General features: G+C 52.7%; 13 protein-coding genes and 1 other annotated feature. Of the genes, 2 read left to right on the plus strand and 11 right to left on the minus strand.

Going from position 1 to position 15,764, the window contains the following annotated elements; genetic code table 11:
* Window positions 1-85 precede the first annotated feature (85 nt).
* The 3 genes from J4772_RS35445 to J4772_RS35455 form a co-directional block, all read right to left on the minus strand.
* Complete coding sequence (locus J4772_RS35445; RefSeq protein ID WP_209073481.1) at window positions 86-1,399, minus strand: ABC transporter substrate-binding protein; 1,314 nt, start codon at window positions 1,397-1,399, stop codon at window positions 86-88.
* Window positions 1,400-1,582: 183 nt separating this feature from the next.
* A complete protein-coding gene (locus tag J4772_RS35450; RefSeq protein WP_209073482.1) occupies window positions 1,583-2,710 on the minus strand; it encodes a response regulator transcription factor in 1,128 nt (375 codons plus the stop codon).
* On the minus strand, window positions 2,691-4,439 hold the full coding sequence (locus tag J4772_RS35455) for a sensor histidine kinase (RefSeq protein ID WP_209073483.1): 1,749 nt from the start codon (window positions 4,437-4,439) through the stop codon (window positions 2,691-2,693). Before J4772_RS35455 ends, J4772_RS35450 begins: the two co-directional genes overlap by 20 nt.
* A 261-nt stretch (window positions 4,440-4,700) precedes the next feature.
* On the opposite strand from J4772_RS35455, the gene J4772_RS35460 reads away from it, so the two are divergent.
* Window positions 4,701-5,192 carry a pyridoxamine 5'-phosphate oxidase family protein gene (locus J4772_RS35460; protein ID WP_209073484.1) on the plus strand — a complete coding sequence of 164 codons (492 nt, stop codon included), beginning with the start codon at window positions 4,701-4,703 and terminating at the stop codon, window positions 5,190-5,192.
* A gap of 70 nt (window positions 5,193-5,262) precedes the next feature.
* Here J4772_RS35460 and trpB read toward each other — a convergent pair whose 3' ends face one another.
* The 8 genes from trpB to J4772_RS35500 form a co-directional block, all read right to left on the minus strand.
* Window positions 5,263-6,426, minus strand: coding sequence for a tryptophan synthase subunit beta (gene trpB, locus J4772_RS35465; RefSeq protein ID WP_209073485.1), 1,164 nt, complete (start codon window positions 6,424-6,426; stop codon window positions 5,263-5,265).
* Window positions 6,427-6,514: 88 nt separating this feature from the next.
* Window positions 6,515-8,182 (minus strand): 2-isopropylmalate synthase, encoded by a 1,668-nt coding sequence (gene leuA, locus J4772_RS35470; RefSeq protein WP_209073486.1) that lies wholly within the window; start codon window positions 8,180-8,182, stop codon window positions 6,515-6,517.
* 78 nt (window positions 8,183-8,260) lie between these two features.
* Window positions 8,261-8,520: a binding site (T-box leader), on the minus strand.
* A gap of 63 nt (window positions 8,521-8,583) precedes the next feature.
* Window positions 8,584-9,015 carry a hypothetical protein gene (locus J4772_RS35475; RefSeq protein ID WP_209073487.1) on the minus strand — a complete coding sequence of 144 codons (432 nt, stop codon included), beginning with the start codon at window positions 9,013-9,015 and terminating at the stop codon, window positions 8,584-8,586.
* A 10-nt stretch (window positions 9,016-9,025) separates the two neighbouring features.
* Entirely contained in the window at window positions 9,026-9,565 is a 540-nt protein-coding gene (locus tag J4772_RS35480) for a LytTR family DNA-binding domain-containing protein (RefSeq protein ID WP_209073488.1), read from the minus strand.
* A 24-nt stretch (window positions 9,566-9,589) separates the two neighbouring features.
* Complete coding sequence (locus tag J4772_RS35485) at window positions 9,590-10,783, minus strand: serine hydrolase domain-containing protein (RefSeq protein ID WP_209073489.1); 1,194 nt, start codon at window positions 10,781-10,783, stop codon at window positions 9,590-9,592.
* A 390-nt stretch (window positions 10,784-11,173) separates the two neighbouring features.
* On the minus strand, window positions 11,174-11,647 hold the full coding sequence (locus tag J4772_RS35490; RefSeq protein ID WP_209073490.1) for a hypothetical protein: 474 nt from the start codon (window positions 11,645-11,647) through the stop codon (window positions 11,174-11,176).
* A gap of 52 nt (window positions 11,648-11,699) precedes the next feature.
* Complete coding sequence (locus J4772_RS35495; RefSeq protein WP_209073491.1) at window positions 11,700-13,571, minus strand: leucine-rich repeat domain-containing protein; 1,872 nt, start codon at window positions 13,569-13,571, stop codon at window positions 11,700-11,702.
* A 31-nt stretch (window positions 13,572-13,602) separates the two neighbouring features.
* Entirely contained in the window at window positions 13,603-14,070 is a 468-nt protein-coding gene (locus tag J4772_RS35500) for an SMI1/KNR4 family protein (protein WP_342772537.1), read from the minus strand.
* A 279-nt stretch (window positions 14,071-14,349) separates the two neighbouring features.
* Between J4772_RS35500 and J4772_RS35505 the strand changes: the two genes are divergently transcribed.
* Window positions 14,350-15,756, plus strand: coding sequence for a DUF4832 domain-containing protein (locus J4772_RS35505; protein WP_209073492.1), 1,407 nt, complete (start codon window positions 14,350-14,352; stop codon window positions 15,754-15,756).
* Window positions 15,757-15,764 lie beyond the last annotated feature (8 nt).

Raw genomic sequence — 15,764 nt, forward strand, 5'->3', positions numbered from 1 at the left:
CTCACCTTCGTTCTGACGGGAGCCAGAGGAACGGTGCCGTTCCTCGAAGCTTCCCTCTAATCCTCTAATCGCATGCCTTATCTTGTCATTGTTGGGACGCGAGTTCCTTGTCCGTCATGGCTTGAACTTCCTTGGCCAGCTCCTCGATCGTCTTTTTATCCTTCGAGATGATGCGTTGGAAGGCGGTCGCCAGCACGTTCTTCGTCTGCGGAAGCACGACTGCGTGCATCAGATCCGAGGTCGGCATCGATAGGAGCGGCATCAGCACTTGGGCGATCGGATGGAAATCGTACTGGACGCCCTTCACGGAGCTCGGCAGGTTGATTTCCGTCGTCATCAGTTGGGCGTTCTCGGTCTGCGAGATAAACTCCAGGAACACCTTGGAGGCTTCCTTGTTTTTGCTGCCGTTGTACAGCGCCAGCGTATGGCCGCCCGAGAACGGAAGGCGAAGCTCCTGTCCCGGCTCGTTGCCCGGAGGCGCGAAGGCGCCGACCTCGAAGTCCGGCGTGTTCGCCGCGAGGAACTCGATGACGCCGACCTGCTGGGAGATCATAGCCGCCTTGCCCTGATAGAAGATCTGGTACGCCTGATCCTTCCCGATTCCGAGCGCGCCTTCGATGAAATACCCTTTGTCCGCCAGCTGTTTATACTTCTCCATTGCCGCGATCGATTCCGAGTCCGTCCACTTGGCTTCGCCCCGGCCGACCTTCTGTACCCATGTCGGATCGTCGCTCAGCAGCGAGCCGTAGGGAATCGTGCTAAAGTGATTGTTCTCGCCGTAATCCTTGGACCCGATCACGATCGGCACTTCGCCAGCTTGCTTGAGCGCTTCGCTTACGGCCAGAAACTCTTCCCAGTTCGTCGGCTCCTTCAGATTGTGCTTGTCGAACATCGTCTTGTTGTACCACGTGACATAGAAGTTCATGGACATGGACAGGGCGTACAGCTTGCCGTCCACTTTACCTCCCTCGATGACCGCGGGATTATAGTTGTCCAGGTAGGGCAGGTCGCTCAGGTCGACCAATTGGCCGGTCTTGGCCAGCTGCAGGTAATCCGGGCGCAGCGGCGTAATCAAGTCGACGTTCTCGCCGCCGGCCGCCAGCCGGGTTTTGATGACCTCGGAGATTTTGCCGCCTCCGATCGTTTCCCAGTTCACCTTGATGTTCGGATGCTCCGCAGCGAATTTCTCCAGCATCTTCGTCGGCTCCAACGCCTGTGTCAGAACGTTGACAGTGCCGGATACGTCTCCGCCTTCTCCGCTCTCGCCGCCGGCCGCCTGCTGCGACGGGCTGGCCGAAGACGGTGCCGGAGACTGCCCCTCCGACTTTCCGCCGTTGCCGCAAGCCGACAGCAACAGAACCGCTCCTAGTACGATCATTAGCCATTTTTTGCTCATCATGATCCGATCCCTCCGAAGGTTTTGTAAACGCTTGCACCTTACAAATCAATTGTATTGCAAGCGCTTTAACGACAAAAGGAGACTGTTATGACCAACAAGTCTCCTCTCTTGACCGGATTTGAGCGGAAGCTGACAGCGACCGCTCCCTTATCGCGAATCAAGTCTATATTTTTGCCTTTTAGGTCACTTTTCTTGATCCGGCCGCTCCCGATACTCGGTCGGCGTAAGTCCGACCGTCTCCTTGAACAGCTTCATGAAATAGCGGGTGTTGCGGTAGCCCGCTTTCTCGGCGATCTCGTATACCGGATATTCCGTTTGGAGGAGCAGGCGCTTCGCTTCCTGCAGACGAAGATTCGTCAAGTAAGCCGTGAACGTCACGCCTGTCTCCTTCTGGAAGAGCCGGCTGAAGTAAGCTGCGCTCATGTGCACCCTCTCGCACACCGCCTCCATCGTCAGCTCGCCCATGTAATGAGCCTGCAAGTACTCCACGGCTTGGCGGATCGACCCGTGAAGCGACCGGGATTGCCGCAGCTCCTCCATGCGTTCGTCCAGCTTTCGCTTCAGCGAGGCGTAGACCGAGGGCCACTCCGCGAACGAAATCGGACGTTCGTCATAGACGACGGCTTCCGATTGACTGCCAGCGGCCGAGGCCGGCACGCCTTCGCCGCCCGCGAAAATCCGGCATTCTCCGTAGGAGAACGCCAGCACGTTCCCGTCCTCGAATGCCGCAGCGGACGCTTCGGCCGTAGCGGCGGCCAAGGCCGCCCGAAACGGTTCGCGCCAATGCGACAGCCCTTCGCTCACCAGCGCCAGATATTGCCGATCCGCCGCTACCTCCAGCGCCATCTTCAGCAGATTGGCGGCGACGACGCCCTGACGGCTTAACGTTTGTACGTCCGCGGTACGGTCGGACATCACGATCGCCTGCTCCTGCCGCTTGAGCCAGTCGGCCTTCGCCTTGTTCAGGCAACCGAGCAGCTCCTCGTCGGAGATCGTAGCCTTATGCACGTAGTCGCTCACGTTCAGCTTAAGCGCCGTGCGGACGTATTCGAAATCGTCGTAGCTGCTCAGAATGATCACTTCGCACGCCAATTCGCTCTCCGCTACGCGTTCGATCAGCTCAAAACCGCTTAATACGGGCATGCGGATATCGGTCAGCACGATGTCGATCTGTTCGGAAGCGAGAATTTTCCACGCCTCTTCGCCGTTGGACGCCTCCCCCGCTACCGTAAAGCCGTGAGCGTCCCAATCGATCAGCGACTTGATGAATCTGCGGACGATCGTCTCGTCTTCAACCAGCAGCACCCTCATGAGATTCATCCCCTTCCTTCAGGACCGGCCAGCGGACCGACACCTTCGTGCCGGCCTGCGGCCTGCTTTCGACTTGAATATCCGCGGCTTCGCCGAACTGCCGCTTCAGCCGTTCGTATACGTTGCGTACGCCGATCTTGTGATAGTGATCCCCGCCTTCCGCTTCTTCACCCGCCTCGAGCAGCTTGCGGCTGGCCGTCCGGTCCATGCCGACGCCGTCATCCTCTACAACCGCGACGATCTGCCCGCTGCTCTTGTGCAGCGTCACCCGGATGGTGCCCCGTCGGTGCAGCGGACCGATGCCGTGGAAAACCGCATTCTCCACGATCGGCTGAAGCAAAAACGGAAACACGAGATGCTCCGACAGATCCGGTTCGACCTCCAGCCGAAAATCGAAGTTCTCGTTGCGAAGCTGCATCAGCTTGACATATTGCGAGATCAGCTCCAGTTCGTCCCGCAGCTTGATCATCTTTCTCTTGTTCTTGGCGCTGAACTTCAGCAGATGAACGAGCGAAGCAATCAGCTCGCCCAGCTTGCGGTTTCCGTCGGTGACCGCTTGAATCCGAAGCGCCATCAGCGTATTGTACAGAAAATGGGGATTGATCCTCGCTTGCAGGGCATCCATCTCCAATTGCGCCTTTTGCTGCTCCCTATACCGATTTTCCTCCAGGAGACTCTTCATGCGCACCATCATTCGATTGAATCGCTGCGTCAGCTCGCCCACCTCGTCCCGGTGAACGAGCGTAATTTCTCCCTGGAATTGTCCCTTCTCGATCTGCTGCATTTTGTCTTTCAGTGTTTGCAGCGGCCTTACGATGCCGGAGGAGAGCAACTGCGCCAGCACGACCGCGCAGGCCGACAGCAGAATCGTCAGCATGATGATGAAGCTGCGAATATTTTTCGATTCCTTGAACAGCTCCTCCTTCGAGGTCAGATGAATGCTCGTCCACCCGGTGACCGGAGAGAGCGAGCTGGACTGCAGCCAGCCCTCGTCCCTAAGCCGGTCCTCCGCGCCGTTCGTGGACAGGATCGTCCGGCCCTCCTCGTCCAGAATGACGACATAACGCTCTCTGTCGGCGATGCCAAGGATCGCTTCGAACTCGCTGATCTTCATATTGATCGCCAGCACGCCCATCGGCCGCAGCGAGTTCAAGCTGTTGATCACCCTCGCGAACGTGACGACCTCCACCTCGCCGGGGCTTTGGTACGAGGAAAATTCCCGTTCGACTCTCCGGCCGCTGAGCACCCAGCTTCCGTTGCGCGCAGCCGCCTTCTTGAACCACTCCTCCTGCACATAGTCGAATTCTGCCACGAAGTTCCGATCGGGATGCGTATAATCGACGATGCCGTTATAGCCGAATACGGCAATGCCGGCCAGCCCCGGGGTCAGCTTATGAATGCCGGCCAGAAACTTCTTCACCTCGGATTCCTGCTCGATCTGTTTCGTCGTCCATTCGACGGGCGGAACGAAGGGCTGCATCAGCCTCTTCTGGATAACCGGCGCTTCGACGATGTTCATCGACAGCGTATCGAGATTTTTCATATATTGCGTGAATTGTTGATTCGTCCCCTCGGACAAATACTGGAACTGCTCTCTCGCCTTGACTTCCAGAATCGAAGCGCTCTTCAAATAGTTAATCACGGCGATGAGCGACATCGGAATGATCAGCAGGACGATGAACGATACGAGAATTTTGCTTTTGATCGTCTGCCATTTGCGCCAATTCATGCCCTCACCTCCCGCTTTATTCGAAGCGCTTTCATTTTCCTTCAGATCTCGCTCCCGGTCAAGCCTACATTTGACGGACAGAGCGGGGCTGTCCCCTAAGCAAACCAAGATGTACCGAAGGATGATCGATGGATGGATAGATAATGGGCATCTGTCATCTTGTACGCCGTTACTCAATTCCTCCTGCGACCACTCCTGTTCCCCGAATGGAAAGGACGTCCCGAATGGCATACTAAGGGAAAAAATGAAAGGGTGAGCTGAATGACGACTGCAACCTCCGAACAGCAGGAAGCGATCGACAAAGTACGCGAATTGATCAAGAACATTCCTACGGCGATGCTGACGACGGTATCGGACGAAGGCTTGGTGTCGCGTCCAATGAAAACCCAGGAGATGGATTCCGACGGCAGCCTATGGTTCCTGACTCAGAAAGACAGCGGCAAATTCCACGAACTGATTCGAAATCAACAAGTCAACGTGGCCTATGCGGATAAGTCCTTCGTTTCTATTCGCGGCACAGCCGAGCTGGTGGAAGATGTGGAGAAGCTGAAGCAATTCTGGAATCCGATGTACGAGGAGTTGCTGGAGACGACGTTTGACGATCCTAATCTCGTGCTCATCAAGGTACATCCCGAGACGGCCGAGTATTGGGATTCCGGCAACAAGTTCAAGATGGCGAAGTTTATGCTGCGCAGACTATTGGGGAAAAATACGGAAGGCACAGAGATTAACCGCATCGTGGAAATGAGCTAGAGCGTAATCGGCCTTAACGCCCAACAGGTTCATCCCCTATCGGATGAACCTGCCAAAGTAGGTGGTTTCGTTACTTCTTGAGCATATGGAACACTTGCTCCACGTCCTTGTCCCCGCGCCCGGACAGGTTGATGATCAGCACCTGATCCCGGTTCATCTCCTGCGCCAGCTTCTTGGCATAGGCAAGCGCATGCGAGCTCTCCAGCGCAGGAATAATGCCCTCTACGCGAGATAACTCCTGAAATGCTGCAAGTACTTCCTCGTTGGTTACCGTAACGTACTCGGCCCGGCCAGTCACCTTCAGATGGCTGTGCTCCGGCCCGATGCCCGGATAGTCGAGCCCTGCGGCGATCGAATAGGTTTTCTTGGGCTCTCCCTGCTCGTCCAACAGCACCAGACACTTAAAGCCGTGAATAACGCCAGGCACGCCCTCCGTCAAGGTTGGCGCCTGATCCGGTTCGACGCCGATCAGACGAACGCTCGGCTCGTCGAGGTAGTGGGCGAACGCGCCGATCGCGTTGCTGCCCCCGCCTGCGCAAGCGATGACTGCATCCGGAAGACGACCTTCCTTCTCAACAATCTGGCGCTTGGATTCCTCGCTGATTACCGATTGGAAGTGCTTGACCATCGTCGGGAAAGGATGAGGGCCAACGGCGGAGCCAAGCAAGTAGAACGTATTCTGATAATTGCGAACAAGATCGCCCAGCGCTTCGTCCACGGCATCCTTCAGACGTCCTTGGCCTTTGTCTACCGGCACGACGGTCGCGCCCAACAACTCCATGCGGAACACGTTCAGAGCTTGGCGGCGCGTATCCTCCGCCCCCATGTAGATAACGCATTCCATATTAAACATCGCGCAAGCCGTCGCCGTAGCGACGCCGTGCTGGCCGGCGCCCGTCTCGGCGATGATCCGCTTGGCGCCCATCCGCTTGGCAAGCAGAATCTGGCCGATGGCGTTATTGATCTTGTGCGCTCCGGTATGATTCAGATCTTCGCGCTTAAGATAAATCTTGGCGCCGCCCCAAGCGTCGGTCAGCCGTTCGGCATACGTCAGCGGGCTCTCGCGGCCGACGTATTCGCGAAGATAGTAGCTAAGCTCCTGTTGGAAGTCCGGGTCGTCTTTGAACTTATAAAACTGTTCGCTCAAATAGTTCAGCACTTCCTGCAATTCCGGGGGGACGAAGCTCCCCCCAAACTCTCCGAAGTACCCTTCTTGCTCCATTTGCTGGCCCATTCGTAAGTGCCTCCAGTCATATAAATGGTACTTTCCACACTATCATACCAGAAATCTCCTCGACTGAATCGCAGGAATTATGAACGCGCTATTTGGAGCCGATCATTTGATTGACAGCGCTGAACAGAGCTTTTACAGACGAGTTCATAATATCTACGTCGATACCGCAGCCCCAATGAACGACGCCGTCGGCAGCCTTGATCCCGATATAGGAGACGGCTTGGGATTTAGAGCCCGTCTCAAGCGCATGTTCCGTATAGACCAGATCGCTGTACGCGATTCCGAGATGAGCTTGCAGCGCGTTGCTAATCGAATCGAGTCTTCCGTCTCCGGAGCCGGTAATTTCCGTAACGTCTTCTCCCGAACGGAGAGCAACCGTTGTTTGGAAGTTGTCCTCGTCGTCCTTGACGCGGTACTTCACCAGCCCTACGGGAGCGTTGATATTGACGTATTCCTTGCGGAAAATGTCGTAGATTTCGTCCGGCATCAGCTCTTTCTGCTGGTGGTCGGAGACGTTTTTGACGCAGTAACCGAAGTGCTCGCGCATTTTCGGAGGAAGATCGAGACCGTATTTCTGCTGCAAAATATAACCGATTCCGCCCTTGCCCGATTGGCTGTTGATGCGGATAATATCGCCCTCGTACTGTCTGCCGATATCCTTCGGATCGATCAACAGATAAGGAACCGACCAGTGCGCGGAGCTGTTGTCCTCGCGGTACTTCATTCCTTTGGCGATCGCATCCTGATGCGAACCGGAGAATGCGGTGAACACAAGCTCGCCGCCGTACGGATGCCTTTCATCCACGTTCATCTTGGTCAACCGCTCGTACACGCCGATGATCTCAGGAATATTTTCAAAAGACAGCTTAGGGTCCACGCCGTGCGAGAACATGTTCAAGGCCAGCGTAACGATGTCCACGTTGCCCGTCCGCTCGCCGTTGCCGAACAGCGTGCCTTCAACCCGTTGAGCTCCGGCCAGCATCCCCAGCTCCGCGTCCGCTACGCCCGTTCCTCTGTCGTTGTGCGGGTGAATCGATACAATGACATTGTCCCGGTATTTCAAATGCTCGCTCATATATTCGATTTGGCTGGCGTAAACGTGAGGCATCGACATGGATACCGTTGCCGGCAGGTTGATGATGACCGGATTGTCCGCGGTCGGCTGCCAAACGTCAAGCACACTGTTACATATCTCCAGAGAAAACTCGATTTCCGTGCCCGTAAAGCTTTCCGGCGAATATTGGAATTGGAAGTTACCTTCCGTCTCCTCCGCGCATTCCTTCAGCAGCTTGGCGCCGGTTACGGCAATATCGATAATTTCTTCTTTGGACTTGCGGAATACTTGCTCCCGCTGCGCCACGGAGGTGGAGTTGTACAGGTGAACGACGGCCTTTTTCGTGCCTCTCAGCGATTCGAACGTTTTGCGGATAATGTGCTCCCGCGACTGGGTGAGAACCTGGATCGTGACGTCGTCGGGAATCAGGTCGCGCTCGATCAAGGTGCGCAGGAACGCAAATTCCGTCTCCGATGCGGCAGGAAAGCCGACCTCGATCTCCTTAAAGCCGATTTTCACAAGCATCTGGAAATATTCCAGCTTTTCCTCCAGGTTCATCGGCACGATCAACGCCTGGTTGCCGTCGCGAAGATCGACGCTGCACCATGTCGGCGCCTCGGTAATATACTCCTTCTGGGTCCACTTCAAGCTGGTTTGCGGAGGCATGAAATACCCTCTGGCATACTTGTTTACATTTTCCATAAATACCTTCCCCTCATCCGTTTCTTGGCCTTAATCATGGAGATGGACGAAATACAAAAAAAGCCCTTCATCTCCGTTAACAGAGACGAAAGACTGTGATGTCTTACGCGGTACCACTCTGAATTCATGCCGACAACGGCATGCACTCTGCAGGCATGAGGCTGTAGCATCAACCTCTTACCCTCCTGATGATAACGGTCAGGCTGCCGGCTCCACCTACTTGGGAATTTCAGCGAGCTACTCCAAGGCGAGTTCAGATTCCCTTACGGCTGTTTCGCACCAACCAACAGCTCTCTGGTCGTTCGGAAAACCCTACTAGTCCTCTTCAACGTATTGAAATATTAAGAAAAATGTTATATTACCCGCGCCGAGATGTCAAGCGAATTCGCTCGAGCGGGCATTCACTCCTCTTTAATCAACGCCTTAAAGCTTTGCAGTTTATTTTGTGCGCGACGATACATCATATAATCCGTCAGATTGGCTATGCAAATGACGCCAAGCACGATCGATAATAGCGGGACGAACTCTGCTTTGTGTTCCGCTTTGCTGCCTGTGATCAGGATCAAAGACACCATAAGAATTGTCGCAACAAGCAAAGCAATCAGATTGTTAATAAAAAAGTACATTCGCGAATTTGCCATACGAATCGGCAGCAAAGAGGTCAGCCATTCTGTAATTAAACCAATGATGAATCCGATGCTTCCGCTGGCTAATACGGCTAATACCTTATACTCGAACAGCACATTCGCACGACTGTAGAACTGGAGGAGGACGCCCAGAAAGAGCCCGAGAAAAAACGACTTGATCACGTTCTCCAAATTAATTTTCTCCATGGCTGCTCTCCTACATTTTAAGTGTGTTTCTAAGCTTTTTTGAGAACATTTTCGAGACTTCCAATTCTGTGTTGTTGTCCATTCTTAGCACATATCTGGAGTTGAACCAGGGGATTATTTCTTTGACGTGCAGCAAGTTAACAAGCTGGGATTTATTGATTCGCACAAATCCTTTGGCTGCCCATATATTCTCGTAGTACTGCAACGTTTCTTTGATACTATAGCGGTTGGACTTCGCATAGGCCATAAGACCGTCGGACCCCGCTTCCAGAAACAAAACGTCCCTTGGTTCAATAACTGCAAATTTACTTCCGCTCAGGCCCGTCAACGTATCCCTTAAATGGATGTCTTCGTACGCGCCGGATACGAGAAGTTTAACTACATCCATGTAATCAATGGCCTCGAATACGATGCACAGCTTCCCGTCGGGGAGGTCATAGCCTCTCTCAACGAGGACCCAATCGCTGTCCGGCTGAATTTCGATGCGGTGCTTGGACAGTTCCTGCTTCAATTTCTCGCAAACCTTAGCCGAACACAGTAATTGAACCATCGTGTCCCCTCGCGACGGAAGTATTTATTCCACTTTTATCCTATCATAAATCATTCTTATTTTTACCAGCTCTTCTATTCCTTTTGCCGCAAAATCAAGCGAACCGAAATTAGCGATAAAATACGTATCCTCTTCTTTATCATAGAGTGCGTACGAGCCCGTAGCTCCTACAGCGCCGTAAACATTCGTCATTGGAGTTAGCTTCAACAGAAAGGACAGTTCGCTAAAGTCGAAGTACATCATCCCCATGCCGTAATAAATCCCTTTGTCGTAGCGTTGGTTAAAAGTCGTCATTTGGCTATAGCCCTGATCGGACAGAAGCTCCCCGCTTTCCAACGCCCTCATGAACTTTAGCAGATCATTCATCGTGGTCACGACTCCGCCGCCCGACCAATCCACCGATAAAGCATTTTTGTCGCTAAAGTCGATGCCGTTCAAATAGACTCCTAAAATGTCGGCCGAATGCTCCTTATCGTTAAAGAGCTTCAAATAGCTGTCCTTCATGTCCAAGGGCTCGAATATGCGTTTTTCCAAAATATCCGCATACGCTATCCCTTCAATCTCCTCCAAAATGAGGCCCAGTAAAATATACCCCGTATCCGAATAGTAAAACTGCTGTCCGGGCTGTCCGACAGGAACCTGGTTCTCTCTAGTGAATGCCACCAGCTCCTTCGGAGTAAACAAAAGATCCGGATTAGCTGTGATCCTCTCCAGCATCGGCTCGCCGCTTCTGACCGGACCTTCGAAATAATCCCCGATCCCCGAAGTATGGGTAAGCAAATGTTTTAGAGTCACCTGGTCGCTATAATCGTTGCCTTCTATCGCAAATAACCCCTCAAGGATGTCCTTATCCAACCATGCGTTGATTTTATCGTCCAAATTGATTTTCCCTTCGTCTGCCAATAAGCCAAAGATGACCGCACACATTGTTTTGCCTACGCTGGCCGAATGGTACGGACTATCGATCTGTACGGGTTGATCCGAAGAGAGCTTTTGGGGGCCTACGGCAAACTGTTTAAAATAGCCGGTCTTGTTGGAGTAAATGGTTAATAACGCGCTCGATAACGACTCGTTTTTTGCTACGATTTTCGTTAGGTGGTTCTCGATTTTCTCGTTAACAGCCTCTTCGGATATCGGCCTGTTCATATAAGCCAACACCCCAAACCCGATTCCAATCAAGACGATTACGCACACCAATATTCGGCTTACTTTTTTCATAGGAGCCACCTCACGCTTCAAGTATTTCTCATCCCTTAATCTAAGCGGTGGCGTGAGATTTAGAAACGGATTTGCCCTAAGCGGTCAAAATTGAAGGGTAAGATGACTTCGGAAACGGGGACGCTGGATCTATGCTGGATTGGGAGATAAAACAGAAAATATGCGAGGAAGAAGAGTATCGAAGAGAGGTGCGAAGAGAACTTCGGGAAGCCGAGAAACGGAAAAAGGAGCTTATTGGGAAGGAAATTATAATCTCAATTCTAGTCATCGGGATCTTAAACGGATTAAAGAAAAATAGCTTAGCCTCGCGCGAAATCCCGGCGGGCCGCCGGGAGTATGTGCGCCAATATTGTCAGGTCAAGCGGAGTGCGCGACCTCAGCCGTTGGGCATTAAGGCACATAGGCACATTTTTGGCCTTCACCCCACAGCTTGGGCAGCGCGGAGGCACTTTCTTGGCCTTCACCCCGCAGCTCGGGCAGCGCGGAGGCACTTTCTTGGCCTTCACCCCACAGCTTGGGCAGCGCGGAGGCACTTTCTTGGCCTTCACCCCGCAGCTCGGGCAGCGCGGAGGCACTTTCTTGGCCTTCATCCCACAGCTTGGGCAGCGCGGAGGCACATTCTTGGCCTTCACCCCGCAGCTTGGGCAGCGTCAAGGCACATTTTTGGCCTTCATCCCACAGCTTGGGCAGCGTCAAGGCACATTTTTGGCCTTCATCCCACAGCTTGGGCAGCGTCAAGGCACATTTTTGGCCTTCATCCCACAGCTTGGGCAGCGCGGAGGCACATTCTTGGCCTCCACGCCGCAGCTCGGGCAGCGCGGAGGCACTTTTTTGGCCTTCACCCTGCAGCTTTGGGCAGCGCAAGGCACTTTCTTTGCCCTCACCCCACAGCCAGCTCCTCCGCCCTACCGCCCACTTAATAAACCAAAATCCCCTTATCGAGCACAGTTTTGTTTTGCGCCGGATTTCCGACAAGATACAGCTTCCGCAAATTAGACAGCGAGGTCAAAGGCTCTACGTTGGAAATCGCATTGTTCTCCAGATGAAGTACCTCGATTTTCTGCCAACCCTTCATAAAATCCAACGATTGAAGCGAGCTGTCCTGCATCGTGAAGGAACGCAATGCCGTCAGACCCGCGAAGTAAGGCATTGCCTTATCCACCTCATTCAGCCAATCTTCGTTGCCGATCCGGAATGATATATCATTTAAGATCAGATGCTCCAGCGAGGCGTTCGCAAACGGCTGTTTTGTGTTGATCTGGAAACTACATTCGTTGCAATTGATTGTGGTCACATGCTTCAAACCGAACAATTCACTCGTTTCCTCGTAAAAAGACATATCGATGAGATTTAAGGTTTGCAGCTTAGGCAGGCTGTCTAAAGCGCGAATATGAGTGAAGTCGCCGAAATCCTCCAAGGAAAGCCATTCCAACTTCGGATACTTCAATAGCTGCTCCCCATCCAGATCATTTCTGCGCTGGTAACTCGTCAGCGATTGCAATGCGGGCGCCTCCAGCATGGGGAGGAGGGTATCCGGCATTTCGGCTATCTTCAGATTGGGCAGCTTTAAGGCCGCCTCGGATCCGTAATAGCCGGTTATCGCTAATTCCGTTAGCGAAGTCAAGCTGCTCACGGGCTCGACAGAGCCCAGCTTGCTCATGCTGGACAGACGCAGCTTCGTCAATGACAGCTTATTTCTAAGGCTCTCCAGGTTCGAAATGCCGGCGTTCTCGAGATCGAGCGATTGCAGGTTCGGCATATTTTGCAGAAAATCGAGCGTTTTTAAGTTCTGCGTAAAGGAGAGCTTCAATTCCCGCAATTGGCTTAACGAGTAAAGCGCGCTGAAATCGGTCGCCTCGCTATAGCTGATAACCAGCGATTCCAGACCCGTTAATGCGGACAACCACTTCAGATCGTCGATCCCGTTCAAGGACAACGACTTCAGGGACAATTGGTTCAGCAGATGAAAATCCGTCACCGACTCGTCGACATACGTGATTTTAAGCGACTGCAGGTTCGGAAAATCCAATAGCAAAGCCAATTCCGCATTGCTGCGGATTTGAGTCGAGAGATCTACGATTTTCGCTTTATCGCCAAAATATTGGGCAAACCGTCCGAACGATTCGTTAAAACCGCCTTTATAGCTCTTTAAGCCTTGTATTTGACGAAAGCTGATTTCCTGATTTTGCGAAATTTCATACTCTTCCATTAGATTTAACACCGTAAGCCCGCTAAAAGCTTCAAAATCCTTTTGATCGATTCTTTGCGTGTTTAAGATTTTGTCGGTAACAACATAGTCGAAAATCTCCGCTTTTTCTTTCGTAAACGGATCGTCGAAGCTATAAGCAAAATGCCACTGATCCTCATCTTGACGGGCGGACAAGTAACGGAGGCTTGCAATTTCCTCTTCCGATGGCAGCGCAGTCCCCTTGTCGAAAATATCCCTCAAAAAGAACAGGAGAACTTCGCTTTCCGGCATGGTCCGAATAGGCTGATTCGCCTCGCCGCCTGCCGATTGTTTAGAGTTGTTCGTCAAGAAGAAATATCCGACCACAAAGCAGATCAGCACTAGAAACACCAAGAGAACCTGCTTAGCGTTCGCCTTTGGTTGAGTTGCCGTGCGAGCGGGAGGGGTTCCGTAATAGTTGTTAATCGTCTGTTCAACAAAATAAACCTTGTTTTCCTTCAACAGCAGCTCCGTTTTGCAGTAAGGGCACTTGAGCGTTTGCCCTTCTTTATATTGGATCTTCCCGCCGCAATTGGGACAATTTAATTTAATTAATTCCACCGGCCACCTCTTCGAATTCCCTTGTTCATATTTATACGTACTCGTCGATCAATCGTTCTAGAAACTCCGCAAATGACGAAGCACACGGGAATATTTCATTATTGATAAGATCGTAACACATGACCGTAAATTCGCCCTGTTCATCCCTAACCGACGTGTCGAAAAAAAACTGCTCGTCGCTATCCGGAATGAACACGTCCAGCCTGTCGGGGAAGCGGCTGACCCACCAATCCTCGGCTTTATTCAACCTATGTATGTAAAGGAGGTCGCTATCGGTGTATTCTCTATGCTCCGGGTCGCCAATCGATAGAATATGTCCGCCATTCAACCAGCCATCGCCGTAATGAGTCGCCCACCAGCGATAAGACGGCGGCAGCCGAAAGCCCAGCTCCTGCTCCGCTTCCTCTATCCAGCTCTCCTCCGCTCCATGACCGGGAAACCATCTGATCGTGGAAGTCGTCTTCAGTTTCTCCACCAAACGCTCGTACATCGGCTCCATCCTCTCTTCTCCTCGATCGGATTCATTTTCCAGCTTCTATTCTTTCCGCATATCGTATCACATTCAAAAATCAGGCAGTAGGGTCCAATATCCCAGCTTATCGGACCTATTGACTATATTTCTAAGAATAGCGACATATGTCTCCTTAGCGAAAGCAGCTCTGTGTGCATGTGGAGGGAAAGGAGTAAACAAATCGCAAAAAATATCAACAAATTAAAATTGCGATACCGTGGATCTGGTTTACGATTAAAAGTAAGTCACCGGAAGGGGTAGATCGATATGGGTACCTGTAAAATCATTAACGCCAGACCGAAGCTGATCGACGACGTTCTAATTAATCCGGGTATCGGATTTATGACCTTTCAGCGGTTTAACGGAGATAAGCTGAACGAAGGAAAAGGGTGGACCGAAGGGTCTCCGATTGTGTATCAGGACTTCGACGGCAATTTGGAAAACGAGAACCATCCGGCAACGACGATCGCTTATTTCAGAGTCTATTGGAAATACATGGAGCCGGAGAAGGGCAACTATCGCTGGGATTTGATCGATCATGCGATTGCGACGGCCCGCCAGCGCAAGCAAACCCTATTGCTTCGCATAGCTCCGTACGGCGCTAATGATAAAGAAGACGTTCCTGCGTGGTATCGCGAAGCGTTGGGGACGCCGCCTCCAAGGTTCGATGACGGTCCGGGTTGGATGGTCGATCCCGAGGACCCGACTTACGCCGAGCATTTCGGACGCTTTATTCGCGCTCTGGGCAGTCGGTATGACGGTCATCCGGACCTGGAAAGCATCGATCTGTCCATCGTCGGCTCGTGGGGAGAAGGCATCGGCTCCAATCTGTTGAGCCAGACAGCGAGAGAGGCGCTAGTCAGCGCGTATACGGACTCCTTCAAAGAAACGCCGCTCATTATGCTGCTGACCGACGACAAGACGAACGGCTTCGGGCTGTCCCAGGCCAATGTCGGTTGGCGCGTCGATTGCCTCGGAGACGTGTGCGGCAAAGCATGGGACCATGTAGACGACTGGTCGCATATGCACGATTATTATCCGCAGCAGCTTATCCGCTCGGGCATGCAGGACGCTTGGCGGAAGGCCCCCGTTTCATTGGAGGTTTGCTGGGTCATTCAACACTGGAAGGACAAAGGATGGGATGTCGATTATATTATCGACCAATCGCTGAAATGGCATATTTCTTCCTTCAACGCCAAATCGTCGCCGGTTCCGAAGGAATGGGAGCCGCATATCGACCGCTGGCTGAAACGGATGGGCTATCGCCTCGCTTTGCGCAAGCTCTCCTTCCCTGAAGCGGTGAAGCCGGGCGGCAAGCTTGCGTTCGCTTCCTGGTGGGAGAACCTGGGCGTCGCGCCTTGCTACAAGAAGTTCCCGCTCGCGCTGCGTCTGAAAAACGATCAGTATCATAAGGTTTTCTTCACGGACGCCAATATCAATCAGTGGCTTCCGGGCGACAGCATCTACGACAACGCGATCTGGATTCCGGCGGATATGCCTCTGGGGCATTATCAGTTCGAAATTGCGATCCTCAATCCGCATACCGGCCAGCCGGCCATCCAATTGGCCAATACCGGGCGGCAGGAGGACGGTTGGTACGCACTCGGCAATGTGGAAGTGCAGCTTGAGCTGGAATCTCCCGATGTGAGCGAATATTGGAAATTGCCATTCTAATCCCTCGA

Origin of the sequence: Cohnella sp. LGH (assembly GCF_017671885.1) — a bacterium.
In the GTDB taxonomy this organism is placed as follows: Bacteria; Bacillota; Bacilli; order Paenibacillales; family Paenibacillaceae; genus Cohnella; species Cohnella phaseoli.

Coding starts and splice junctions, on each gene's coding strand:
- J4772_RS35445 (WP_209073481.1), bottom strand. CDS start 1,399: ATGATGAGCAAAAAATGGCTAATGATCGTACTAGGAGCGGTTCTGTTG.
- J4772_RS35450 (WP_209073482.1), bottom strand. CDS start 2,710: ATGAGGGTGCTGCTGGTTGAAGACGAGACGATCGTCCGCAGATTCATC.
- J4772_RS35455 (WP_209073483.1), bottom strand. CDS start 4,439: ATGAATTGGCGCAAATGGCAGACGATCAAAAGCAAAATTCTCGTATCG.
- J4772_RS35460 (WP_209073484.1), top strand. CDS start 4,701: ATGACGACTGCAACCTCCGAACAGCAGGAAGCGATCGACAAAGTACGC.
- trpB (WP_209073485.1), bottom strand. CDS start 6,426: ATGGGCCAGCAAATGGAGCAAGAAGGGTACTTCGGAGAGTTTGGGGGG.
- leuA (WP_209073486.1), bottom strand. CDS start 8,182: ATGGAAAATGTAAACAAGTATGCCAGAGGGTATTTCATGCCTCCGCAA.
- J4772_RS35475 (WP_209073487.1), bottom strand. CDS start 9,015: ATGGAGAAAATTAATTTGGAGAACGTGATCAAGTCGTTTTTTCTCGGG.
- J4772_RS35480 (WP_209073488.1), bottom strand. CDS start 9,565: ATGGTTCAATTACTGTGTTCGGCTAAGGTTTGCGAGAAATTGAAGCAG.
- J4772_RS35485 (WP_209073489.1), bottom strand. CDS start 10,783: ATGAAAAAAGTAAGCCGAATATTGGTGTGCGTAATCGTCTTGATTGGA.
- J4772_RS35500 (WP_342772537.1), bottom strand. CDS start 14,070: ATGGAGCCGATGTACGAGCGTTTGGTGGAGAAACTGAAGACGACTTCC.
- J4772_RS35505 (WP_209073492.1), top strand. CDS start 14,350: ATGGGTACCTGTAAAATCATTAACGCCAGACCGAAGCTGATCGACGAC.